The sequence below is a fragment of the Sphingobacterium sp. UBA5639 genome, from assembly GCF_002421245.1.
GTDB classification, from domain to species: Bacteria; Bacteroidota; Bacteroidia; order Sphingobacteriales; family Sphingobacteriaceae; genus Sphingobacterium; species Sphingobacterium multivorum.
In genome coordinates, this window is the sequence record NZ_DIJR01000034.1 from 119,304 (window position 1) to 140,510 (window position 21,207).

General features: G+C 38.3%; 20 protein-coding genes and 1 pseudogene. 15 read left to right on the forward strand and 6 right to left on the reverse strand.

Annotation, left to right across the window (positions count from 1 at the left end; genetic code table 11):
- The first annotated feature begins 49 nt into the window (after positions 1-49).
- From B4Z90_RS21895 to B4Z90_RS21925, 7 genes are all read left to right on the forward strand, one after another.
- Entirely contained in the window at positions 50-301 is a 252-nt protein-coding gene (locus tag B4Z90_RS21895) for a hypothetical protein (RefSeq protein WP_115048180.1), read from the forward strand.
- Positions 288-1,622, forward strand: coding sequence for a TolC family protein (locus B4Z90_RS21900; RefSeq protein WP_115048182.1), 1,335 nt, complete (start codon positions 288-290; stop codon positions 1,620-1,622). Before B4Z90_RS21895 ends, B4Z90_RS21900 begins: the two co-directional genes overlap by 14 nt.
- Positions 1,623-1,632: 10 nt before the next feature.
- A complete protein-coding gene (locus B4Z90_RS21905; protein WP_115048184.1) occupies positions 1,633-2,679 on the forward strand; it encodes an HlyD family secretion protein in 1,047 nt (348 codons plus the stop codon).
- Positions 2,680-2,681: 2 nt separating this feature from the next.
- Positions 2,682-4,271: an MFS transporter gene (locus tag B4Z90_RS21910; RefSeq protein ID WP_115048186.1), complete on the forward strand. Its 1,590-nt coding sequence runs from the start codon at positions 2,682-2,684 to the stop codon at positions 4,269-4,271.
- A gap of 219 nt (positions 4,272-4,490) precedes the next feature.
- Entirely contained in the window at positions 4,491-5,078 is a 588-nt protein-coding gene (locus tag B4Z90_RS21915; RefSeq protein ID WP_115048188.1) for a Crp/Fnr family transcriptional regulator, read from the forward strand.
- 54 nt (positions 5,079-5,132) lie between these two features.
- A complete protein-coding gene (locus tag B4Z90_RS21920; RefSeq protein WP_115048190.1) occupies positions 5,133-5,822 on the forward strand; it encodes an MBL fold metallo-hydrolase in 690 nt (229 codons plus the stop codon).
- Between the two features lie 484 nt (positions 5,823-6,306).
- Positions 6,307-6,717: a hypothetical protein gene (locus B4Z90_RS21925; RefSeq protein WP_147282025.1), complete on the forward strand. Its 411-nt coding sequence runs from the start codon at positions 6,307-6,309 to the stop codon at positions 6,715-6,717.
- A 102-nt stretch (positions 6,718-6,819) separates the two neighbouring features.
- On the opposite strand, the gene B4Z90_RS21930 is transcribed toward B4Z90_RS21925, so the two are convergent.
- The 3 genes from B4Z90_RS21930 to B4Z90_RS21940 all read right to left on the reverse strand — a co-directional run bounded on the left by B4Z90_RS21930 (position 6,820) and on the right by B4Z90_RS21940 (position 9,368).
- The gene (locus tag B4Z90_RS21930; RefSeq protein ID WP_201303517.1) at positions 6,820-7,806 is read right to left on the reverse strand and encodes a DUF1259 domain-containing protein; all 987 of its coding nucleotides are present in this window, start codon (positions 7,804-7,806) and stop codon (positions 6,820-6,822) included.
- A 115-nt stretch (positions 7,807-7,921) separates the two neighbouring features.
- A complete protein-coding gene (locus B4Z90_RS21935) occupies positions 7,922-8,446 on the reverse strand; it encodes a hypothetical protein (protein WP_147282026.1) in 525 nt (174 codons plus the stop codon).
- A 79-nt stretch (positions 8,447-8,525) separates the two neighbouring features.
- Positions 8,526-9,368 carry a chromate resistance protein ChrB domain-containing protein gene (locus tag B4Z90_RS21940; RefSeq protein WP_115048197.1) on the reverse strand — a complete coding sequence of 281 codons (843 nt, stop codon included), beginning with the start codon at positions 9,366-9,368 and terminating at the stop codon, positions 8,526-8,528.
- Positions 9,369-9,740: 372 nt separating this feature from the next.
- On the opposite strand from B4Z90_RS21940, the gene B4Z90_RS21945 reads away from it, so the two are divergent.
- Positions 9,741-11,381, forward strand: coding sequence for a hypothetical protein (locus B4Z90_RS21945; RefSeq protein WP_147282027.1), 1,641 nt, complete (start codon positions 9,741-9,743; stop codon positions 11,379-11,381).
- Between the two features lie 312 nt (positions 11,382-11,693).
- Here B4Z90_RS21945 and B4Z90_RS21950 read toward each other — a convergent pair whose 3' ends face one another.
- Complete coding sequence (locus tag B4Z90_RS21950; protein ID WP_115048201.1) at positions 11,694-12,098, reverse strand: NUDIX hydrolase; 405 nt, start codon at positions 12,096-12,098, stop codon at positions 11,694-11,696.
- Between the two features lie 137 nt (positions 12,099-12,235).
- Positions 12,236-13,024, reverse strand: coding sequence for a PhzF family phenazine biosynthesis protein (locus B4Z90_RS21955; protein WP_070568473.1), 789 nt, complete (start codon positions 13,022-13,024; stop codon positions 12,236-12,238).
- A gap of 329 nt (positions 13,025-13,353) precedes the next feature.
- On the opposite strand from B4Z90_RS21955, the gene ligD reads away from it, so the two are divergent.
- Positions 13,354-16,053, forward strand: coding sequence for a DNA ligase D (gene ligD, locus B4Z90_RS21960; RefSeq protein WP_115048204.1), 2,700 nt, complete (start codon positions 13,354-13,356; stop codon positions 16,051-16,053).
- A gap of 39 nt (positions 16,054-16,092) precedes the next feature.
- Positions 16,093-16,278 (forward strand): hypothetical protein, encoded by a 186-nt coding sequence (locus B4Z90_RS21965; protein ID WP_046675983.1) that lies wholly within the window; start codon positions 16,093-16,095, stop codon positions 16,276-16,278.
- Between the two features lie 78 nt (positions 16,279-16,356).
- On the opposite strand, the pseudogene B4Z90_RS21970 reads toward B4Z90_RS21965, so the two are convergent.
- Positions 16,357-16,536 (reverse strand): annotated as a pseudogene (locus B4Z90_RS21970) (zinc-binding dehydrogenase); the annotation flags it as partial.
- A 640-nt stretch (positions 16,537-17,176) separates the two neighbouring features.
- On the opposite strand from B4Z90_RS21970, the gene B4Z90_RS21975 reads away from it, so the two are divergent.
- The 5 genes from B4Z90_RS21975 to B4Z90_RS21995 all read left to right on the forward strand — a co-directional run bounded on the left by B4Z90_RS21975 (position 17,177) and on the right by B4Z90_RS21995 (position 21,104).
- Positions 17,177-18,013 carry an SDR family NAD(P)-dependent oxidoreductase gene (locus tag B4Z90_RS21975; protein WP_115048205.1) on the forward strand — a complete coding sequence of 279 codons (837 nt, stop codon included), beginning with the start codon at positions 17,177-17,179 and terminating at the stop codon, positions 18,011-18,013.
- A gap of 99 nt (positions 18,014-18,112) precedes the next feature.
- Entirely contained in the window at positions 18,113-19,063 is a 951-nt protein-coding gene (locus tag B4Z90_RS21980) for a helix-turn-helix domain-containing protein (RefSeq protein WP_115048207.1), read from the forward strand.
- A gap of 142 nt (positions 19,064-19,205) precedes the next feature.
- Positions 19,206-19,778, forward strand: a complete 573-nt coding sequence (locus B4Z90_RS21985) for a Crp/Fnr family transcriptional regulator (protein ID WP_112374578.1) — start codon at positions 19,206-19,208, stop codon at positions 19,776-19,778.
- Positions 19,779-19,856: 78 nt separating this feature from the next.
- Complete coding sequence (locus tag B4Z90_RS21990; RefSeq protein ID WP_112374579.1) at positions 19,857-20,246, forward strand: RidA family protein; 390 nt, start codon at positions 19,857-19,859, stop codon at positions 20,244-20,246.
- Between the two features lie 240 nt (positions 20,247-20,486).
- Complete coding sequence (locus B4Z90_RS21995) at positions 20,487-21,104, forward strand: alpha-ketoglutarate-dependent dioxygenase AlkB family protein (RefSeq protein ID WP_115048209.1); 618 nt, start codon at positions 20,487-20,489, stop codon at positions 21,102-21,104.
- Positions 21,105-21,207 lie beyond the last annotated feature (103 nt).

Consider the following 21,207-nt stretch of genomic DNA (forward strand, 5'->3'; position numbering starts at 1 on the left):
TACTTCGCCATGCTGGATACTTTTGCTATGTAATAATAGTAAAGTCATTATGAAACATAAAATCATAACATCGCGCAAAGATTTTCAACTTGAAACACAAGACCAAAAGTCTGCTAATAAATTACATCATTCAGATGAAGGAATTGACAGTGCACATATTTTCTGGTTTGCTTATGGGTATAATTATGCTTTTATGCCAATGGTAGATTTAACTTTTGCTTTTGATGAATTGAAAAAGATTGTAAAACCATGGCTAGTAAAAAGAAATAAATATATAAACAAAACCGATGAAACAATATAAAATAGTCCCGATTTTGAGCTTATTGTTAACCCTATTTGTACAATCAGTCTATGCTCAAAATATAGCTAATGAGCTGGTATTAAGCTTGGAAGAAATTTGGAAAGTAGCCGAAACAAATAACCGTCAACTGAAACTATCCGATCTACATCTTCAGCAGAGCAATTTGGAAATATTGGAAGCGAAAGATCGTTTGTTGCCTGAGCTTTTTGTTGGTGGAGATGCAAAACTCAATTCCAAATTCCTGATCTATGACAATGGATTATTTTCTTCTCCGCAGGATGTGCCTGTAAAAGGTTATGGTTACAGCGTGGGTTACAACCTGAACGTCAATCTTTACAATGGTGGTAAGGACAAAAGAAACATCGCCATGAAAAAGGAAGAGGCGATACGTACACAATATGAAGTCGATCTGCAAAAACACAGTGTAAAATACAATGTTGCAGCGGCTTACTTTGATCTGTATAAGTTTCTGCATTTCCAGGATTTTCTTGCTGCAGAAATTGAAGCCGAAAAAAAACAATTGACACTGGTAGCAAGCTTGCATAAAAATGGCACCGTGCTAAAGAGCGATGTATTAAGAACCTCCGTGAAATTAGCGCAACTGGAACTCAGCCTTTCTGATATCGCGAAGAAGATTGAAATCGCTAAACAACGGCTCAATATCCTGATGGGGAAAGAAAATGATGCTGAGCTTGAAATAAAATACCAAGATACAATCGAGTTAAAGGTTATCACTCAAGGTGGTTATGAGGATTATCTAGACATCGCATTTAACAAATCGCCGGAATACAAGATAGCCTATAGCGCTGTCAAATTGAGTGAAATGAACATCAAGCAGGTAAAAGCGACGCTGTTACCTAAAATCTCCTTGTATTCAACTTACAATTACACCTATCCGCAGATTTCATTTTATCCATATTCGAATGATCTATGGGGATTTGGTCAGACCGGGATCAAAGTCCAGTTTCCTATTGATAATCTATACAAAAGCAAGCATTCCGTCGCTCATGCTCAAGCGATCAGTAATGAGGCAAGAGAAAAAGCAAATATTAAAAAAGAGGAGATCTACCTTGAGGTAAAAGAGGCTTATTTACAGCAAAAACAGGCCTTGGAAAGCATGGAAACAGCAGAGCAAAATATCATTAAAACCGCCGAAACTGCTCGTGTTATCAGAAGTAGCTACTTAAACCAGGAATCCCTTCTGACCGATCTTCTGGAAGCCGAAAATGCTTTGTTGGAAGCTAAATTTAATCTGACAACAGCACAAACAAACGTTAAACTTAAGAATATCAGGCTATTGGCAATTATCGGAATTCTTTAATACAAATATCATGAACAAAAATAAAACAGATAAAATTGTTGTAGACCTAACCAAATGGCTCGGTATCACATTATTCGTGGGAATTATTATTTGGGCAGCTGTTTATTTCTTCGAAGGATATCGCTATGAACAGACCAACGACGCTCAGATTGATGCCTATCTTTCCCCGATAAATGCAAAAGTAGGGGGCTATATCCGTAAAATATATTATAAGGACAATCAGCAGGTAAAAAAAGGCGATACCCTTGTAGTGATCGAACAGGACGAGTACGGGTTAAAGAGAGATGCTGCGTCAGCAGAACTCATGAGCGCGCAGGCCAAATTACCGATCTTGGCGGCAAGCGAGGAAACGCAGGTTAAAAGCATTGCCGTCATTAAGGCCCAATTGGAAGGTGCTAAAGCACGATTGAACCAGCAGCAAAAAGAATTTGACCGCTATAAAAATCTACTCGCGGACGAATCGACCACACAACAAAAATTCGACAACATCAGTGCTACTTTATTCATCACCCAATCAGATTATGACCAGACAAAAGCTTCTTTGCAGGTCGCTGAATCCAAATTAAATGATTTCAGGGTACAGCACAATGCTATAAAGGCAGAAATAAAGATCAAAGAAGCACTTCTCAAAAGACAAGAGTTGGATATTCGATATGCCGTTATCACAGCACCTTTTGATGGACAAATCGGGAAAAAGACCATTCAGGCGGGACAACTGATACAGCCCGGACAGACATTGGCATTCCTGGTGAACAGAGCCGAGGAAAAGTGGGTAATGGCAAATTTTAAAGAAACACAGATTGGGAAATTCAAAATCGGTCAAGCGGTATCTATTGAAGTCGATGCTTTTCCGAATGAGAAATTCAACGGCAGTATCGAGTCCCTTTCGCCAACCACAGGATCCCGGTATTCGCTGCTTCCGCCAGATAATGCTACCGGTAATTTTGTTAAAATTATCCAACGGATTCCTGTTCGAATTAAACTGACCGATATACCCGAAAAATTAACTAAGCTATCTGCCGGAATGAATGCGAATGTTTACGTTTTAAAAAACTAACGATGCAAGTACACAAAATACCGATTTTTAAATCCTGGGTATCCGAATGGAAGGCAAGGTCTGTCATATTTGCTATTCTCATGACGAGTCTGTTTAGTTTTGCCTTTTACGGAAGTCCAGGTGCCGCGATGGGCTTTTACGGAATACAAGCTACCGATGTACAATATGGTATGGTCGTTATCTATGGTTCAACCGTAGCTTTCCTGGCGCTGGATTTTAGAATCATAAAGTATTTCGCGCCAAGGGAATATCTACTGCTGGCACTTGGGGTAAATGTGCTATGTGCTGTGGTTTGTTTTTATTTCAGAGATTGGATATTATTTGTTTTCTGTCAGTTTTTGCAGGGCATTACCTGTGCATTAATGTCGGGCATTGTGTTACAGCTTATTTTTCCAAGGTTACAGTCTGTACGTGCCCGTGTGATTGCTTACAGCCTCCTTTATGGCAGTATACAAATAGCGGTGCCATTTTACTCCATCTATATCAGTGTCATCCTTTATTTCTTTGATTTCAACTGGATATTCTACGGATTTGTTATTGTAGTCATTATGCTGACAAGTGTTGTTTTACTTACCATGAACGGTAAGGCCCGGTTTACCAGAAAAATACCACTGTATCAGGTGGACTGGATCGGCTATTTACTTTATGTGTCTTTTATCATGATCGTAGGATATATCCTTGTGTACGGACGACAACTGGGATGGTTTGATAGTTCATTAATCAGCACACTTTGTTTAGTTAATTTAATTATTCTTTCTCTTTTTATTAGCAGAGAATTAAAACTTAAAAGACCATTAATCAATTTACAGATTTTTAGGGCAAAGAATTTCGTTATTGGACTTTTGCTTCTTTTTACCTTTTATATCTTTAAAGGAAGCACTGGGCTAGCCTATGGTTATCTTGAAGTAATTTTAGGAAACCATCCATTGAGTACCATTCCGGTATGGATTGCTGTGATTGCTGGAACTATACTGAGTATGTTTATCACTTCTCGATTTGTCTTGATGGGGTACAACCTGATCAGGATGATTATTGTTGGTTTTGGGTTGATGGCGGTATATTATACCTATATGATACTATTTGTTTCTGTACAGGGTGAAACAACCGACTTCCTTCTGCCTATGTTTATGTATGGCGCGGCAACAGGGGTGTTGTTTGTTCCGATTGTTTCATTTACCGCCGCGTCAGCACCTTCCAAAATTGCCATCAATGCCTCTCTGATTGGTATATTTTCAAGGTTCATAGGATTTACAGCTAGTCTGGCGCTTAACAACGAACTTCAATTATTTGCAAAATCATCCGTAAGGGAAAAAGTTCGGGAATCACTCACGGAGACGAACCCTCAGTTGCCTGTTACCTTATTGGATATTCAGGCACAATACGCAAATGCAGGCAGCGATATATATACGTCTAAAATAGTATCCTCGGGCTACTTGAATCAGATGGTAGGTCAGCAGATATTGGCTCGTGCTATTAGGGATTATTATGATTTAATGTTAACAGGTTTAATTTTTGTCATTCTTATTTTAGTACTCTTACCTCAAATTCAACATGTTGTTTTGAAACTAAGAAAGGGAAATGTTCCTTATTAAGATATTGATATTTCAGAAATTATCATCGCGAAATATTCTCCAACCATGCCAAAAGAATCCGGGCGTTTAAATACGCATACTATGACACAGGTAGGTGGAGAAATCCGAACAAAGAGAGCAACTTTTTTCTATAGTCAATTATTGTTAATTTTGTATGCAGGATTTGGTATGGGACCCCGAGCTTTTTAACAACAGCAATAGAAAACACAACATGATGATATGACAGATGCACTAATAAAACATCTATTCTCGATAGGGGTAATGTCAGCTGAGGAAATGAATTTTTCTGTTCAGTTCTTCAAACCACACGATTTGAAAAAGGGTGATTTTTTTATTCGTGCGGACGAACCCTGTCGTCATATTGGATTTATATTCAGTGGTGCGGTAAAAGCATATGCCATCGACAAGGAGGGGAAAGAAAATATAACTTGTTTCAAATTTGAAAATGAGTTTGTAACCTCATTTCCAGAGTTTGTCGCTCAGGAAAAATCCAGAAGGAGTATCAGGGCTGTAGAAGATAGTATAATTCATCGGATAAACTATGCTGACTATCAATATCTGCTTGGTCGAGTGACTTCTTGGAACAAGGTTATACAAGTTGTGATGGAACAGGAATATATCCAAAAGGAACAATACCTCCTGAATTACAATAATAAGTCAGCGCTCGATAAATATCATTATGTCCTTTCGAATGAACCAAAGCTCGTTCAGCGCATAGCGACACAAGACCTCGCCTCATATCTGGGCATCACGCAGCGATCTCTTACAAGAGCGAAGGGACAAATACATCGCGCCAAAGTATTATAGGACAAATGTCCTTATTTATTTCTATAGAGTGCCATAGTTTTGCAAAAAAAAGCTATGTTACATCAAATTGCCCAAGAAGTTTTTCATGTACCATTGATGCCACGAAATAGTATCAACTGCTATATAGTAGAGGGTGTGTTGGTTGATTGTGGGATACGCAGTTCATATAATACGGTGAAGGGAGCCCTTCAGAAAATATCCGTCCATCAACATGTGCTTACCCATGCCCATGCAGACCATCAGGGCTGTAGTGATCAACTATGTGATGAATTTGAAATACCTTTACTTTGCCATGAAAATGAAATTTTTAGGACTGAAACAGGTATGGTAACTAATGACTATCCAAATCCCAAACATTGGTTAGCAAAACTTCAACAAAAATACTGGGCGGGGCAGGGCCACAAAGTCGATGGTACACTCGTTGAAAATGATAGCATTGGAAACTTTCGGATCATAGAAACTCCAGGCCATTCAGGCGGTCATATTTCTTTATTCCGTGAGCGGGATGGTGTATTGATAATCGGGGATGCTGCTACAAATATGAACCTGCTCACTACAGTGCCTGGCCTAGGGCTCCCTCCAAAAATATTCACGTCGGATCAACAGCAAAACATCAGATCGCTCCAAAAGTTAGCAGGATTAAATCCTTCTATGATATGCTTTGGTCATGGCCCGGTCATGCGAAATACGGATCGAAAGTTTGAGCAATTTGTGGCCAAATGTGTATCGTGGTTTAATTCGTAAACTTCCAGTACAGACTCGTCAAGTAGGGAATTACAAATGAATAGACAGTATAAAACTCTTTTTTGAAATCCAGTTTTTGCGATGATTATCTAAAGATTAACATCCTGAAAATGGATATCTTCGTAGATTCAATATCGATTGGCCTGAAGCCATATCAAGATATCGTATCCACTGTCATAACTGTCCCAAAGAAAGGCTGGAAACATCTTATTGCCTTAGAAGTTTCAAGTAACTTAATATTATTCCGCTGTGCTCGGCTTCGTGAAAGTTAGCGGCTTGAAGCGCTTGGATATGATTATTGATGGAGAAGCCAATTGGTAAGCTGAACGATTGGTATTCAACAAATATACCTGATGCCAGGTCTTTATTAAAAGAAAGAAAGAGAAAAAATAGCCAATATTTTCAATGAATTAACTGTAGCATTATATAATCTAAATACGTTCTTTGGAATAAGTATAACCTAATCAATAAATCTGGCACAGAGATGAAAAGAAGATCGGCATTAGTTACATTATTAGTCGGCGGAATTGCAGTAATTTTTTCCTGCAGTAAAGATGAAAAGTTGCCAATGGCATCAATTATTGGTAAATGGGAGATAAAAGCTTCCATAAATGGATTTACCGGGCAGCGGGAAAATTTTGATAAAGGAAATGGTAAAATTGTACAATTTGGCGTGAAAGATTATTATTTCATGACGGGTAACAACACGACAAAAAAGGGGCTGTATTCCATTGAAAGAAAGCTAAGTAAAATAACAGGGAAGGAAGAATCTTATATCATATATGATGATGTCAAAGATGGCGTTCCACAGATCTATTCCGTTAGTTCAGAAGAATTGACCCTATCAATCGATGCAATGGATGGACCTACCGCTATTTACAGAAAGATAGATTAGCGTACATCCTATAGTCAAATTTAAAGTTGCCGTATATAATAAGCGCATATTACACCACGTCTTATCAAAAGTACAATGGAGCGTATAGATCAATTAATTCGATTAATGATTATGGCCATGCGATTTTTTGCCGAGTACAAGAAGTGCATCTCTGAAAGCTAGTGCTAGCTCCCTAGAAGGACCGACTCCAAAGTAATGAAGAAAGATCATGTGTGGATCATCTCCAAGCATATGGTTGTGGATTGCTACAATTTCGATATGGTGTTTCCTTAAAGTACTGATAACTTGATTGACCTCATGGTCTAACATTGCGATGTCACCAGCAATATAGGCTTCGTTTTCGGATCCGGTAAATGACGCCCAACTGTTTAAACCGATCGAGGATGTCATTTCGGCTCCCATTGCCATAATTTTTAAATCGAATCGTCCTACGGTATATTTGATTGTTGAGCCGTTTATCGCGGCCTCATGACCGATAATGTTATTTAATTCGGTAACATTAAATATCTTATCCCCTGGATCTTGTTTTTGATTCAGTGGTGCTGGTTGATTTCCAACAGCTATTTTAGTGTTTGAGATAGCTGCTGCGTATTTCTGAGCCAATTCGACTGGTTCCCCCATTCCGTGGATGTGCATATAAAAGATTCGGGGTTCTTCATAAAAGAAATGATTATGGATTGCCCCAACTTCCAGACCTGATTCAAGGGCAGCAGTAATAAGGGGATTTACTTCTTCCTGAAGTAGAACACAATCACTCATAAGCACAGCACTCTTTCCATCCATGGTCCTCTTTATCGCAGCCCATCCTCCAAAGCCAAAAGATATAGGAACATCCTTACCTTTGACGGTCACAGCTAGATCATTACGGGGAAAACTGGTATTATGTGTAACTTCTTTTGCGTTATATTTTCCTTTCTTTCCTAAAGCCTTTTCAATTCCTTGGATTTCAGCCTCGGTTAGATCATGCGTATTCGACGTGGTCGTAGAAAACGCATGAACTGTTTTAAGACCAACTAGTCCGCTGCCTGTTAGGAGCAATCCCATTTTCAATAGCGTTCTGCGTGACGTTAAATTTCTAAAATTTTTCATCCTGATCTATTATAGTTTGAAAATATTGATATGTATAAATAGTAAACTATCCCTTGCAACAAATGAACACCACTATTGTTGTTCATTTGGGAATTTTAATCGATCACCATTCGATTTAGAATATATATCCGAATTGAAAAGCAGCAGCAATAGAAATTTTTTGTTCATTGCCAAATCGGACGGGGAAGGGAGTTGCTAGAAAAAGTTTTCCAGCCTGACCATGTGTTATGACCTTGCTTAATACCGGTGTAAGCCCATATCGTCCGGAAGTTTCAAATGCAGCCCTGGCGATAAATGTGAATTCCTTTCCGATGGGAAATAATACGCCCGGATGGAACAAGAAATTGCTCATTTTGCTGTTCCCGGATGCTACTTTAATGTAGGGAACCATTTCCAGTGAAAATCCCAAGTGTCCTTCTCTAAGTATATTGATACCTGTCGGCATACCTACCTGATAGCTATCTTTAAAATTTGGCGTTATCGTACCAGATGATAGGGAAACAATGGGGTTTACTATACCAACATAAGCAACTAGTTTGCTCGGTTGTTGGGCTCTTAAATGTAATGATGATAAGAGTATAATAATGATCGCTGCACAAAAAGTTTTATGGTAAGAGGAGTGGTATCGGTTTAGTTTCATAATATCTGCTTTATAAAAGCAAGTATAACTAATACGTAACATCTCAAAATAGAATAAATTTTACTATTTTGTATATTCCTTACTTTTTAAAAGATTTCCTCCTATATTCTGAAGGATTACTTCCTGTAAATTTTTTAAAAATGCGCGTGAAATGACTTTGATCAGAAAAACCTGTCAGATAGGCAATGTCAGTAAGGGAAATTGAGCGGTCAGACATAAGTTCAATGGCTTTTTCTATTCTTTTTTTACGGATGTACTCACCATAATTTAAGTTTTCAAAATATTTTGAGAATTCGCGTGACAAATAGCTTGAACTAATATCCAGTTCTTCGGAAAGTTGATTTAAGCTTAATGTTGTATTTGTATCGATTTGATCCTGTATCATTTCCCGCAATAATGCAGTCCATTCCGGAGATTTTTCTTTTTGCTTATCATTTAAATGTTCATGATAGATTTTAAGGAGCAAAACCTCAGTTGGCCCTTCATTGCTATGTTTCAGTCGGTAGAGGTGTTGAGCCCAGCTATAAAGGCCGTCATAAATGACCATTCCGATCTCCAAAAGCTGATTGTCGTCCTTGATATTGTAAGCTAGACCTGAAAAAATCGCCTCGAGACCTGCAGATTGTGGCATTAAATCATGTCTATCCGTGTCCGCACCACGAACAATTGCAGCAATTCGTTTTAATGCCGGATCGTTTAATTCATGTTTTTTAAGGAAATAGTCAAATGTACACTCGTCTGCATAATGACTGTATTCTACACCAGGAATATCAAACGGAATGGCGTTCGTTTGTTTAGCAATTTCAAAGACCGTATCTAGGGGGGCATATATTATTTTTGCGTCCGGATTTATAAAACGCTTTATCAGCCATGGACAAGCAATCCTATCGATCTTTGGTCTTTCACGTGTAATCCAATCCATATCTTTTTTTCCGTCAAAATATTATGATTAAGATCAATAATTATTGTGTAAAAACAAAGGGAAGTATTTAATTTAAATTTTGAATTACTTGTTTAAAATTTAATTTCAATCGTTCGATAGCTTTCCAAAAAAAAGTATGGTATGGCGATCGCTTAACAAAATAGAGGTTAAACGATCGTCCAGATTTTTATAGATTTTTTTAATACATTTATTATAATAGCAATACATTGTCTTTTTATTCTGTTTTAAAAAAATACTTTCTTTATTAGTGTGTTTTATTATATTAGAGTGAAACTCTTTGAAAGATTAAGAGGGAGGTAATGCTTCATTCAAAACATAGCTAATAGATATTTAAACCAAAATCTTATCATTATGATCCATACCAAGCTTAGTATACACTGTAAGATTTTGGTATTCTTTTTTTTTCTTTCGAGCTGCACAACAGTAAATATACCAATAGCTAACTTAAATAAGGTTTCTCCAGGGGCAATGAATCAATTGACAAATGATTCTTTAGGACTAAAGATTGACTTCTATGGGAACGCAAACTTTGGATCTAAGTATCTAGATTTAAAAGATGTCAGGTCTATTTTTCGAAAAAGAAAGATAAAATTTCCATCAAAAAATATTGTTTTTTGGGGTACATATGATGTGACAAGAAATCCAATGTATTTTGTCGGCAGTTTGGAAACTTCTTTAGATGTCTCAAAGTTCACTGCAGATACGTCTATGTATAAATGTGTTTATTATCGTAGTATCCAGAAAAATAGAGATAATATAATAAGTCGTGTAGCGATCCCATACCACAGAGATTCATTTCTTTTGGTCAGTGAAGTTAGGACGGAAATCACCGATATGCAAGAAAGTGTTAAAGATGTTTTAAATGGCATAAAAACGTCCTACAATTCTTTGGTTTACGGAGAGAAATTTGTCGAGCAGAAGCCCGTTCAAGAACCAGATTATTATAATCTAGCTGAATCAATTTTTAAAGATAAGGGATATGCGAATTATTTGTCTACAAGAGATACGCTGGAAAAACTTGTTCTGCAAAATGAAGATAGCCAATTTGCCAACGAGCTATTAAAATCATATCGTTCGTTTCTTGGTGAAAGTGTTCAATATGATAACGAAACTAAACAAGAACAACAGTCAGTCGAAAAAACGGCTATTACCATTGACCAAATGGTAGAGAAAATTAAGGAACATCGAGTGGTTATGTTTAATGAGAATCATTTACAACCACGTTGTCGTTTGTTAATCAATCTTTTACTGCCAAAACTTTACAAAGAAGGCTTTAATGTCCTTGCTTTAGAAGGTCTATCCGAAGATGACGACCGAATTAATAAGCTGGGATTTCCAAACGTTGAGAGCGGATTTTACACCAGGGATCCTAATATGGCGAATCTCATCAGAACAGCAAGAATTTACGGCTTAAAAATAATAGGCTATGAAGATTTTGAAAACACAATCAATAGAGATCTACAGCAAGCTAAAAATCTGATTAGAAAAAGTGAAATCGTTACAAAAAATCAAGTTAAACTTATCGTATTAGCTGGCGGAGGACATATTGAAGAAGGAGATATCGGAGAAATCAAAAGTATGGCTCAATATTTTAAGAAACTAAGCAAAATTGACCCTTACACAATTAATCAAGTTAAGTTTTTATCTATTAACGATGTTAATGATTTGGTATATGTTATCGAGAGCAAGATATTGAATGGTTATGACTTGTATTTATCAAATAATCTGAATAGCGATAAAATAGTGATTGGAGCAAAAGATTTAAACCGCAGCTATAGTATACCGAATACTGATTCGACCAAATCAGGCACATCGGCCATTTACATTTATCATGAAAAGGAATATCAATTGGATAAAACAGCTATTCCAGTTTACTTGTCACTTTCTAAAAAGGATTCGCTACAGGTAGATCTTCCAAAAGGAGTCTATAGATATGTCAAGCGAGATCATTGTGGGGCTATCATTCATCAAGAAACTATTGTGGTAGAATGATTAAAACTTCGCGCAGGACATATTTTTAGCTTATGTTACTTGTCGTTGTTAAATGGACATAGGGGTTGAAGGTAAAACCATGTTCGAGAAGCTAACTACGCCTTTTTTTACAAAAAATAAAACGAAAGCAAATCAACCGTTGTTATAAGAATACTTTTCATAAATTAGGTTAATAACAGGTAGTAAAAACCTTGAGATCCCCCCTCAAGGTTTTTTGTCTTTATCTCACTGTTTTACTGAGCCATGCACAAACTTTCAAACAACTTGGTATTCATCCTAAGCCCATTAAAGTCGCAGCAGCTCCGGTTGGCACTAGTTGATCAGGTCTAGTTCTTTCAATTTTCCCAATATAAGTCGGACGACGGCAGAGGTTCTGCCAACATCACTGAGGGTTATCCATTCAAATGGATCGATTTCACTTGCTGCCTGTAGTGTGCCCGAATAATCCGCAAAATAGCAGGTCATCTTCACGATTACATCAGCCTCTTTGCCATCGGCCGGGGCTTGGAAGGTCTCAAAATAACGGATCGAATCTTCTTGGACCTCAACGTTGAGTTCTTCCTTAATTTCTCGCTTCAGACATTCTATGTCAGATTCATTAGGTTCTCTTTTGCCTCCTGGCAAATAGAGCTTTGACTTTGATTTGGAAAGTGCCGTCAACACTTTTTTATCCGAAATGCTGATCAATGCGACCTTATCTATAACCTTATTGTCCATATTACAAATTTAGTGAATTAAAATGATGTAATCGGTTAACAAGCTATGATCACTTCGCTTTTTCCTGTTTGGATTAAAGTTGTTTTTTTTTATTCTTATTACAGCATTTTAACGATGTACTTCTAAAGCAATGATCGTTAATCGATCCAAATGAAACCCTGAGAATAGGTACGGGCCTTACCGGCCACGATCACTCTATCGTTTTTGTTTTCGCAATAAAGTTGCCCCTCTCTTTCAGACAGCTGACGGGAAAAAAGAGTATCCTTGCCCAATCTTGATGCCCAAAACGGAATAAGGGAACAATAGGCAGACCCAGTAACGGGATCTTCGAGGATCGTTGATTGCGGTGTAAAGTATCTGGATACAAAATCACTGTCGTTTCCTGTTGCTGTGACGACCACACCTCCGGGATCAAGATTAATCAGATCAAAAATGGATCTGTTAATGTGGATGTTTCTGACCTCTTCCTCAGATTCGTATAGTAAAACATAATCTCTTGATTTATAAGTCTCTTTGGGTTGGATGTTAAGCGAGTTTTTAATAACGTCGGGCAGTGCGGAAGGCTGTGGCATTCTGGATGGAAAATTCATATAATAAACTTCGTCTTTTATATCAACAGTTAATTCACCTACTTGCGTTTCAAAAACAATTTTGCTTTTTTGATAGTCTAGGTGCTTAACCAGGCAATGGACGGTCGCTAAGGTTGCATGGCCACATAGGTCCATTTCAATTTCAGGTGTAAACCATCTTAAATGGATTGTATCACCGTTATCTATGAAAAAGGCCGTTTCCGCCACCGCATTTTCACGTGTAATTTTAAACAGTGTCTCATCGGGTAACCACTCTTTTAACGGTACCACGCAGGCTGGGTTTCCCCGGAAAATTTCTTCTGTAAAGGAATCTATTTGATATAATTCTAACTTCATGATGGATAAATTGCTGTCGTTTGTAAAGTTAATTCGATTCATGAAGATTAGCTTCATTGTTTACAGAATTTGACAGTAAACGCTATATTAACCGATGCTGTACAATCCCTTTGAACAGGTCCCGGGCTGTCAAATCCAAAGATTATTATGTTCTTTTTCGCTCAAATTTTTCCTTACTGTAATTAGGTAGAAATACAACAGATGTTATTGTGAAGCAAAATGATGAATAGTAATAAACAGTTGAACAACATTTTGAGGGAAATATTTTAAACCTTTTTCATGCTACTATTGTGTTATAGAGAAAATGGGGGTAAAGTAAATAAATAGCTATGGGACTATCGAAATATCGTGAAAAGCGTTCTGAAGAGAAAACCCCGGAACCGTTTGGGGGACAGCCAAGTGGGACTGAACTACGCTTTGTTGTGCAGAAACATGATGCCTCTCATTTACATTACGACTTTCGTCTTGAGATGGATGGTGTTCTGAAAAGTTGGGCAGTACCAAAAGGGCCTTCTATGGATCCTAGTATTAAGCGCCTCGCTATGATGGTAGAAGATCATCCCTATGATTACCGAGACTTTGAAGGGGTGATCCCCAAAGGTCAATACGGTGGCGGTACCGTGATCGTCTGGGATGAAGGGACGTATGAGCCAGCTGAAAGTGGCCTTAAGGAAGTAGCTAAACAAGAAAAAGACCTGTTGCATCAGCTCTATTCCGGCAAGCTTAAATTTAAGCTCAATGGTCAAAAGCTAAAAGGAGAGTTCGCTCTTGTTAAAGCCCACGGACGTGGAGATAACGGGTGGCTGCTCATGAAACTAGACGATAAATATGCCAGTGAGAAAGATATTACAACAAAAGATAAATCAGTGATCTCAGGCAAGACAATTCCACAGATGGAAAAATCACCCGATCAGGTTTATGGTAAACATATTATCAAAAAAGACAGTACGGTAAAAGATAAGCGTTCAACAAAAAACAAAGCATCTGAGCTAATCAATGATCAGCTTGAAGCTGTTCCTACGGCGACTTCCAAAAAGAAAACGAATATTCAGGCACTTTTAAAAAATGCGCCAAGACAAAGATTCTATTCCCATATCGAGCCTATGCTCGCTACCTTGGTCGATAAACCCTTTGATGATGAGGGCTGGATCTATGAAGTCAAGTGGGATGGATATCGCGCAGTAGCTTTTATGAATAAAGGTGAGGTGGAACTAAAATCCCGTAATGACAAGAGCTTTAATGAAAAATTCTATCCCATCTATGATCAATTGAAGGAGCTGAAATTAGATGCCATCTTGGATGGGGAAGTTGTTGTTTTAGGTGGAAACGGCACGGCCAATTTTGGCTCGCTCCAAAATTGGCGGAGTGAAGCGGATGGCGATCTGGTTTATTACCTTTTCGATATCCTTTGGTATCAGGGACAGGACCTGAAAGACCTAACATTGCTCGAGCGTAAGGCAATTTTAAAAGAAATCATTCCCAAAGGCAACAGCATCCTGGTCAGTGAACATTTTGAAACTTCCGGAATACATTTTCTGGAGGAAGCTAAAAAGCTTGGTTTAGAAGGGATTATGGCGAAGCGTAAAGATAGCACCTATCATCTCCATAATCGTTCAAAGGACTGGCTTAAAATTAAAGCAAATAAAAGACAGGAAGTTGTCATAGGCGGGTATACACTGAATGATGATTCAAGTAAGCAGTTTAGTAGCCTTCTTGTAGGCGTCTATGAAGGAAAAAAATTGATCTACACCGGAAAAGTCGGTACTGGCTTTAATGTTAAGCTTCAAAAAGAAATGATGAAGCTATTTAAACCGCTTGTTATTAATAAAGCACCTTTTTCTGAAGAGCCCGACGTCAATAAGCCCTCGCGTTTCAGGCCAAATCCGCCACATGCTACCGTGACATGGCTTAAACCTGAACTTGTCTGTGAGGTGAGCTTTGCGGAATTAACCAGCGACGGTATTATGCGGCATCCTTCGTTTGACGGAATGCGGGAAGATAAAAGTGCCAAAAAAGTAATTCTTGAGGAGGAAACTCCTACAGAAAAAATGGTAGACGATATGGAAGATAAAATTGTTACACCCAGAGTAAAAGGGCCGCGGAAAACACTATTAAATCCGACCGATAAAACCCAGGTCAGAAAGGTAAATGGCCATGAACTAAAGTTTACCAATTTAGATAAGGTGTTTTGGCCGAAAGAGGGAATAACCAAAAGAGACCTCATCAATTATTACTATCAGGCTGCTCCATTTATATTGCCCTATCTTAAGGATAGGCCACAGAGTATGAACCGTTTTCCGAACGGCATTGAAGGCGAAGGTTTTTATTTTAAGAACGTGACTGATACGGCACCGGAATGGGCAGAGACCTATCTCTACCACAGTGAAACAGATGAAAAGGACCGTCATTATCTTGTGGGCAAGGACGAAGCCACATTGCTCTATATGGCAAATCTTGGCTGCATTGAAATGAACCCCTGGAGCAGTACGGTTAAAAAGCCTGAAAATCCATCGTTTTGTATAATTGACCTTGATCCGGACAAAAATTCGTTTGATCAGGTTGTTGAAGCTGCTCAGGTCACAAAGAGCATATTGGATGATATGGGGGCGACTAGCTATTGCAAAACCAGTGGCTCTACAGGGCTTCATATCTATATACCGCTCGGTGGCAAATATACCTACGAACAATCTAAAGAGTTTGCCCGGGTAATTGTCACGCTAGTCCATCATGAGCTTCCTAAATTCACCAGTCTAGAGCGGTCCATAAAAGACCGCAAAGGGAAAATGTATCTTGATTTTTTGCAGAACAGGCCACATGCGACCATTGCAGCCGCATATTCTGTCCGCCCCAAGCCAGGAGCGACAGTGTCTATGCCACTTCATTGGGACGAAGTGAAAAAAGGGTTAAAAATAAGCGATTTTCATATTTTAAACGCGATTGAAAGAATGCAGAGCGAAGGAGATATTTTTAAACCTGTATTGGGAAAAGGGATTAACCTAAAAAGTATAGTGGATAAATATTATAAATAAATTTCATTTTTAAAAATCAATAACTTTAAACGAGTATTTATGAACGTAAAACGCTTTTTCGGAACAATACTGACTATTCTTGGTATTGTCGGTTTAATTTATACAGGCTATGAACTCATCAATAAAAGCACTGCGTACACCAATTTAGGGGTAGTGGGCGTTTTAGCTTTGATTTTCTTTTTTGCCGGTATCGGTCTGGTGAAAAATACCAAAGACGAGTCTTAGTATTAGCCACCAGTTAAAGACCAGCAGGGATTATAGTATATGGTGATCTCGATACATTTTTTTGCATCGCTGACCGTTTTATAAGGTAACCACTATCTTTCCGACGGTACGGCCGGTTTCGATTTGTAGATGAGCTTTTGCCATCTCGTCGAAACCGAAAACATGCGAAATGTGCGGTTTTAAAATACCATTTTCCAATAAGGATGCTATTTTCTGCATATCGCGACCACTTGAATAGACTGACATGAAATAACAGGCATGTAACTGTTTTTTTTGAGCCTGAAGCTCATCCGCTTTGCTGGCTTATGAATTTGGATTTACAGACGAAAGCCATATCAACAAGTTCTTCAAAAGACATAAGGGTATGATTTTAAAAGGGTTTCGTACCAGTGCGCTCTTGGGTAACAGGGAAGAGGCTTAAGTCAGATGCTCGGCTTTTTTATAAAAGATCAAACGAATACTGCATTCTGGTTGTTCCTAATACGAAAAATGAGACGATTGCTTTTGCTGGCTTGATTTACACTTTGTCAAGCCAGCATTTTTTGAAACCGACTATCCCATTATTGGGATCATAACTATATATCAGGGCCGGACTATTCCGGCCTTTTTTACTATATGGTAGCAAATCTTGAACCTGGGATATTTATTGTATATGTCGGGTTGCCTTTTGCAGATATTGCCTTTAGCTACTTCATCTTGCTGTACAACTAATGTTTTTTCTAGATCATCCCAAGGCTGTTTCACAGCCTTGAAAACATGTTGAGAAATTTTCTAATACCATGATACTAAATTCCAGTAGCCCGTAATTCTTTATTTTGGTTAGGATTATCCTCATTATGGCAACGTAAGTAAATCCATTTTAGAAGCAACTTTGCATTCATATTAATATTAGTTAAAAATGGAAAATAGGCAAAAGGAAAAAGTTTGGTTCATTACAGGATCTTCAAGAGGATTTGGAAAAATATGGACAGCAGCCGCTTTGAAACGTGGCGACAAGGTGGCAGCTACAGCACGTAATATAAATAATATTGCCGCGTTAAAAGAAACGTATGGCGATCAGGTTCTGGTTCTTGAAGTGGATGTAACCAATCGCTCCCAAGTGCAAAATGCGATCCACCAAGCCAAGCAGTATTTTGGCAGATTGGATATTGTGCTCAATAATGCAGGGTATTCTTTAGTGGGGACCATTGAAGAGAGTAGCACTGATGAGGTAAAAGCCATGTATGAAACAAATATTATCGGACCTATCCATGTGATTCAGGCAGCATTACCCATACTGCGAGCCCAAGGGCATGGCCATATTTTAGGGACATCCAGCGCTGTCGGCATTTATAGCAATCCCCTAATCGGGTACTATTGTTCTTCGAAATTTGCGTTTGAAGCTATTTACGATAGTTTGTCTAAAGAAGTTGCGGCATTTGGCATCAAAGTAACGCTGATTGAACCTGGGGCTTACAATACCGAATTTGGCAGCACCGAATCACTGAAAATAGCCAGCAAAAAGCTACCGGATTATGATGATTTGAAAAGTCAGGTGATGAAAAATTTACAAACGATGAAGCGGGGAAATCCTAGTGCCACTGCCGATGCGCTATTTGCTGTTGTAGATGCTGAAAACCCACCGTTGCGATTCCTTTTGGGTAAAAATGATCTGCCATTTATCCGTCAAATTTATTCAGAGCGTCTCCAGAAATGGGAAACCTGGAAAGCGATTTCTCAAGCAGCCCAAGGCTAGTGATCTATGTCGTCGGTAACAATCTTGCGATCTATTCGCTTTTCTTTTTTGTGAGGAAAAGCGAATATTGTTTAACTTGTAACCTAGAATTTTTATAATATGGTTTCCAAAAAATCGAATCATTCCGTAAAAAGATTTAATACGCTGGCCGATGTCATGCAGGCATCAGGTTTTCCGCCGCCGCAGCATCCCTTAATTGTTTTGTTGAATGGGGTAGACAAGCCACTTGAAGGTCATGCTCCTCCTAAATCACATGTGTTGAACTATTATAAAATAGCTTTTAAACCAGATGCCGGAGGGGAACTAATCTATGGCCATACCAAATTTGATTTTAAAGAGGGCGGTCTGTTTTTTGTTGCTCCTCAGCAGATTCTCTCTGCTATAGAAACGGATAAGCAGAAGGAAACTGGAGAACAAAGCATACTTCGCCCACAGATCACGCTGCTCATAGATCCTGATTTTTTATTGCACTATCCGTTAGCCCAAAAGATCCATCAGTATCACTTTTTCTCCTACGCTACCAATGAAGCGTTGCACCTTTCGAACAAAGAAAAAGAAACCATTCTATCACTTTTCAGAAATATAGAAGAAGAACTTGAGAACCGTATAGACGAGATGAGCCACAATGTGATCATCGCCCAGATTGAACTGTTGCTTAATTATGCCCAACGATTTTATAACAGGCAGTTTCTGACCCGAAAACAAAACTATCCAAGTATTGCCGAGCGTATTGATCAATTGTTGGAGGATTATTTCAATAGCGATAAGGTCCTGAGTGGAGGAGTTCCTACTGTGAATTATTTGGCTGATCAGCTGCATATGTCAGCGAGTTATTTAAGCGATCTGTTGCGAAATCTTACCGGTCAAAACACCCAGCAAATCATTCATGATAAAATGATTTATCGGGCAAAGAATAAGTTATCTACCACAGCTCTCCGCATTTCTGAAATTGCATTTGAATTAGGTTTTGAACAACCGCAATCTTTTAGCAGATTGTTTAAATTAAAAACCAAACAAAGTCCACAACAATATAGAGCTCAATTCAACTAATTTTTACGAATACTTAAACTCTCCGCACTATTTTTTCCGCGGCGGATTTGTATCAGCGTTTTTGAGAAAACACTTCATTTAGTCAATTTTACAATGGAAGTTTTAACACTTGTAATCAGCAGTAAATGGTACTTACAATCTAATGGAAGATAAATATAATCTGTTAAAAGAACATATAGAGAAAGTCGTTGTACTTACTGAAGATGAATTTGACTTGGTAAAAGCATGTTTTATTCAACGGCAGTATAGAAAGTCGGAATGTATTTTTAGGGAGGGCGATACCGTAAACTATATTTACTTTGTATTGTCTGGTCTTCTTAAATTTTATTATACAGACGATGACGCTAAGCAACATATTGTTTCATTTGCAATGGAAGACTGGTGGGAAACCGATGTTTCGGCCTTTTATACACGCGGAAATGCTTCATTTACTTTGGAATGTCTTGAGAACACAGAATTACTTTGTCTATCGCTGGAAAATTTTGAAAGGTTGTGCAATAGGCTTCAAAAGATGGAACGCTTTTTCCTTCGTAAATCAATTGCCGGCCATATCGGGTCACAGCAACGGATCTTATCATTTTTAACCTCGGGAGCAAAGGAAAGATATGAGCAGCTGATCAAAAGAAATCCCGCTTTGCTGCAACGGATTCCAAAATTGTTGCTCGCTTCTTACCTAGGCGTATCCAGGGAGACATTAAGCCGTCTGTTTTCTTGATTTTATTTAATTGTGAGGTTTGTCACACAGATGAATGTAAAAGTATTTTGAGCTTTGCTCCATAATAATTTTACAGAAATGGAAAAGAAAATAATCAATCCTTGGAACTGGCAGGAAGCCAGAAATTATGTGCAGGCTGTTGAAATTAAACATGCCAATTCAACCTTATATGTGTCGGGACAATGTGCTATTAGTGATGATGGCGTATCGAGCACTGCTGATATGAGAACGCAGATTTTTCATACTATTGAAAATCTTGGAAAAGTTATTCAATCAAGTGGATATGAAGCTCGACATCTCGTTCGCCTCAATATCTACACGACCGATTCTACAGCGCTATTTGAAAACTTTGATGTAATTCAGGATTGGATTACTAAAAATAAAGTGAAGCAAACAAGTACAGTTTTGGAAGTCAAGACATTGTTTGAAACTTTGAAGGTAGAACTGGAAGCAACACTGGTTAAATAACGTCAGGATTAAAAAAATGGCGATAGCTCGTTATTTGCCATTTTTTTATTGTTGAATAACGTCCATAAACCGCATTTGGTTGGAAACTCATAAAGGACAATTCTAATAGCTATAAAACGAAATAATCAGCAAAACTTTTCCCCTAAAATCGCAAACGCTCTGCAGCGAGGATTGTTCTTTCTTTGCAGGCATAGGTTTTTGATGCTTCGGAAAATCGTATAAATTTTAGCTCATTATTCCATGGATCAGCTTAGCTTATTTCAACATGAAGGATATATTTTTCCGGAAGATCTCCTGAACTTTGAACCGGACTTCCTTACGCAGGAGGAAGCTAATCAGTTGTTTGATTTCCTGCTGAAAGAAGTTCCCTGGCAGCAGACATCCAAAATAATGTACGACCGAACGATATTGACTCCTCGCTTGACCGCCTGGTATGGCGACGAAAATGCGACTTATCAAATGGCCGGAAAAAGGATAGCCGTGAATGAATGGCTTATCCCATTAAAGGCGTTGAAGGAGCGGATTGAACAGCGGTTTCATTGTACATTCAATTCCGTCTTGCTCAATCTATATCGCGACAACAACGATTCAGTCGCTTGGCACCGCGATCGCGAGAGCGAATTGGGCAATAGACCCGTGATCGGGTCGGTGAGTCTGGGACAAGCACGCTATTTTGATTTCAGGAAAGTGGACGATCATAATAAGAAGTATTCGTTGCTACTGAACCATGGTGCTCTGTTGTTGATGAAAGGCAATTTGCAGGAGACATGGGAACATCGAATCGCAAAATCTACGCAAAAGATGAGGGCAAGGATCAACTTGACATTTCGCCTGATCAACGAACTAGAGAATGAATAAACAATTTTTGTTTAAAGATCAAAAGAAAGGGAACCGTCCATTGTTATAACAATACTTTTCATAAATAAGGTTAATAACAGATAGTAACAACCTTAAGTTCTCG